Here is a 3,457-nt window from a genome sequence, read left to right as displayed (position 1 = left end):
TCGCACCTGCCGCGGGCCGTGGGGCTGGCCCGCTACCTGCACGGCGACCGCATCGCCGTGGCGTCCTTCGGCGACGCCTCGGTCAACCACGCCAGCGCCACGGCGGCCCTCAACACCGCCGGCTGGTTCGACCACGCCGGCGAGCCGGTGCCGCTGCTGCTGGTCTGCGAGGACAACGGCCTGGGCATCAGCGTGCCGTCGCCGGCCCAGTGGGTCGGCACCACGCTGCGCGCCCGGCCCGGCCTGCACTACGTCGCCGCGGACGGCTGCGACCTGGCCGCCACCTACGACGCCGCGACCGAGGTGGCCGCCTGGGTCCGCGAGCACCGCCGCCCGGCCGTGCTGCACCTGGACATGGTCCGGCTGATGGGCCACGCCGGGGCGGACGCCGAGGTCGCCTACCGCACGTCCGACGAGATCGCCGCCGACCTCGGGCGTGATCCGCTCGTGGCGACCGCCCGGCTGCTGATCGAGGCCGGGGTGCTGAAGCCCGACGAGGTGATCGCCCGCTACGACGAGATCGGCTGGCGGGTGCGCAAGGTCGCCGAGGAGGTGATCGGCGAGCCGAAGCTGGCGTCGGCCGCCGAGGTGGTGGCGCCGCTGGCTCCGCGCCGGCCGTTGCGCGCCGCCCGGCACATCGCCGACGCGGCTGACCGGGCCGCCGGCATCGGGGCGCAGGCGCGGTCCGGCGCCTTCGGCGGCAAGCTGCCCGAGCAGGCCGGGCCGCTCACCCTCGCCCAGACGATCAACGCCGCGCTCACCGACGTCCTGCTGGCCGAGCCGGAGGCGCTGCTCTTCGGCGAGGACGTGGCGCGCAAGGGCGGCGTCTACGGCGTCACGAAGAACCTGCGCGACCGGTTCGGGGGCGACCGGGTCTTCGACACCCTGCTCGACGAGACCAGCATCCTGGGGCTCGGTCTGGGCGCCGGGCTCGACGCGAAGCTGCCGATCCCCGAGATCCAGTATCTGGCGTACCTGCACAACGCCGAGGACCAGCTCCGCGGCGAGGCGGCCACCCTGCAGTTCTTCTCCCAGGGTGCGTACCGCAACCCGCTGGTGGTGCGGGTCGCCGGGCTGGCCTACCAGCAGAGCTTCGGCGGGCACTTCCACAACGACAACTCGGTGGCCGTGCTGCGCGACGTGCCCGGGCTGGTGCTGGCGGTGCCGGCCCGGCCCTCGGACGCGGCGACGATGCTGCGCTCGTGCGTGGCGTCGGCGGCGGTGGACGGCAGCGTGTGCGTGTTCCTCGAGCCGATCGCGCTCTACCACACCCGCGACCTCTACGAGGAGGGCGACAACGAGTGGCTGGCCGGGTATGCGCCGCCCGGCGAGTGGGGCAATGAGCACGTGCCGATCGGGCGGGCGCGGACCTACCCGGTGGGTGCGGCGGACAACCTGACGATCATCACGTACGGCAACGGGCTGCGGATGTCGCTGCGGGTGGCGGCGCGGCTGGCCGAACAGGGGTACGGCTCCCGCGTGGTCGATCTGCGCTGGCTGTCCCCGCTGCCGGTGGCCGACCTGCGCCGCGAGGCGTCGGCCACCGGCCGGGTGCTGATCGTGGACGAGACGCGGCGCACCGGCGGCGTCGGGGAGGGCGTGCTCGCGGCCCTGGTGGACGGCGGTTTCATCGGCTCGGCGCGGCTGATCGCCTCGGCCGACTCGCCGATCCCGCTCGGCCCGGCTGCCCAGCACGTGCTGGTCGACGAGGACGCCATCACCGAGGGTGCGCACGCCCTGCTGGCGCGTTAGGCGGGCCTTAAATTGCCCCACACACGGTGCGCCACTTGCGCGCAAGGCCTCGAGTGTGTGGACTACCCCCAGGTCAAGTGAAACGCATGGGAGGAATTAGACAGTGAGCGCGACCGCTGGTCAGGCCGACGGCGTACGCAGTCTGGCGGACCGGTTCGGCCTCGAGCCGGACATGGTGGTCATGGAGATGGGCTACGACGACGATGTCGACGAGGACCTCCGTGACGCCCTGACCGAACGCGTTGGCGAGTTGGTCGACGAGGACACCGATGAGGTGGTCGACGCGGTGCTGTTGTGGTACCGCGACGGTGACGGTGACCTGTTCGAACTGCTCACCGACGCCTTGAACCCTCTCGCCGACGGCGGCGTGGTGTGGTTGCTGACACCGAAGGCGGGACGCGACGGGCACGTCGAGCCCAGCGAGATCAGCGAGTCCGCGCCCGCGGCCGGCCTGCAGCAGACCTCGACGGTGAACGCCGGCAAGGACTGGTCCGGCGCCCGCCTGGCGTCGCCCCGGGCGGCCACGTCGAAGAAGAAGAGCTAGATGCCGCTGGAGGTGGGCGCCACGGCGCCTGATTTCACCCTCAAAGACCAGAACAACCAGGAGGTACGCCTCAGCGACTTCCGCGGTCGCAAGGCGGTCCTGCTGGTCTTCTACCCGTTCACGTTCACCGGCACCTGCACGGGGGAGCTGACCGAGGTGTCGGGGTCGCTGGACGTGTTCCAGAACGACGACGTCCAGGTGCTGGCGGTGAGCGTGGACTCCACGTACAGCCACAAGGTCTGGGCGACCCAGCAGGGGTTCGACTTCCCGATCCTGGCCGACTTCTGGCCGCACGGCGGGGTGGCCTCGGCGTACGGGGTGCTCAACGAGTCGGGTGGGTTCGCCAACCGGGGCACCTTCGTGATCGACCGGGACGGTGTCGTCCGCTTCGCGGAGGAGCTCGGCCCGGGCGAGTCGAGGGACCAGAAGGCCTGGCGGGCGGCCCTGGCCGGGCTGTGGACCACCCCGGCCGGACGATAGGATTGCGGCTTCGGTCGGGGCGCGTAGCTCAGTGGGAGAGCACTCGCCTTACAAGCGAGGGGTCGTAGGTTCGAAACCTACCGCGCCCACCCCGTCCTCCCGGCACGAACGTGTCCGCGCCGGGTTCCACGTCACGAGCCGCCGCGCCGCAGGGCGGAGTGGCTCGGCAGCATCTCCATCAGGCGGCCCTGCTGGTCGGACTCGCTCAGCACCTGGCCGGCGAAGCGGTCCCACTCGGCCGCCCGGCGGCGCCACTGGACGTCGCTCTCGTACTGGGTGCGCTGGAGGGTCTCCATGCGGATCGCCAGCAGCTCGAGGGCGTCCGTATGGCGCCGGTGCAGCCACCAGCACAGCCAGACTGTGACGACAGCCGCCAGACTGCCGCCCGCCGCAACGCCCAGCCAGAACTCGGCCACGACCGCACGGTACAACGGACCCGCACGCGGCGTAATCAGGCGGACGAATACTTGACGACCAGGTCGACGACCGGCCGGTACCTGTCGTCCGGCGGCGCCGTCCACCGGGCCGCCGGCCACGTCGCGATGCGGTAGAGCAACGCCCGCACCAGCATCTGACCCCACTCCGGCAGGTGCGCCCACCGGTCCACGACCGACGGCGGCGCCCGGTGCCAGACCAATGCGTCGGCCACCGCCACCGCGGACGCCCAGGCCGGCGGCCGCC

4 protein-coding genes, 1 tRNA gene and 1 pseudogene are annotated in these 3,457 nt (G+C 72.2%); 4 read left to right on the top strand and 2 right to left on the bottom strand.

Translation table 11 applies throughout. The annotated features are described in order from the left end of the window. The 4 genes from AB0M20_RS33115 to AB0M20_RS33100 form a co-directional block, all read left to right on the top strand. Positions 1 to 1,752, top strand: a 1,752-nt coding sequence (locus AB0M20_RS33115) for a thiamine pyrophosphate-dependent enzyme (RefSeq protein ID WP_364304271.1), incomplete at its 5' end; no start/stop codon positions are given. A gap of 103 nt (positions 1,753 to 1,855) precedes the next feature. Continuing rightward, entirely contained in the window at positions 1,856 to 2,296 is a 441-nt protein-coding gene (locus tag AB0M20_RS33110; RefSeq protein ID WP_364304270.1) for a DUF3052 domain-containing protein, read from the top strand. Beyond that, complete coding sequence (locus AB0M20_RS33105; protein WP_364304268.1) at positions 2,297 to 2,776, top strand: peroxiredoxin; 480 nt, start codon at positions 2,297 to 2,299, stop codon at positions 2,774 to 2,776. Between the two features lie 17 nt (positions 2,777 to 2,793). Beyond that, a tRNA-Val gene (locus AB0M20_RS33100) sits at positions 2,794 to 2,865 on the top strand. Positions 2,866 to 2,907: 42 nt separating this feature from the next. Here AB0M20_RS33100 and AB0M20_RS33095 read toward each other — a convergent pair. After that, complete coding sequence (locus AB0M20_RS33095) at positions 2,908 to 3,192, bottom strand: hypothetical protein (RefSeq protein WP_364304267.1); 285 nt, start codon at positions 3,190 to 3,192, stop codon at positions 2,908 to 2,910. 35 nt (positions 3,193 to 3,227) lie between these two features. Beyond that, positions 3,228 to 3,457, bottom strand: a pseudogene (locus AB0M20_RS33090) (TIGR02569 family protein); the annotation flags it as partial.

This window comes from Actinoplanes sp. NPDC051633 (genome assembly GCF_040681735.1).
Lineage (GTDB): Bacteria > Actinomycetota > Actinomycetes > Mycobacteriales > Micromonosporaceae > Actinoplanes.
Note: the sequence above shows the minus strand (reverse complement) of the source record. Positions and strands in the feature narration are given on the sequence as shown.

Coding starts and splice junctions, on each gene's coding strand:
- AB0M20_RS33105 (WP_364304268.1), top strand. CDS start 2,297: ATGCCGCTGGAGGTGGGCGCCACGGCGCCTGATTTCACCCTCAAAGAC.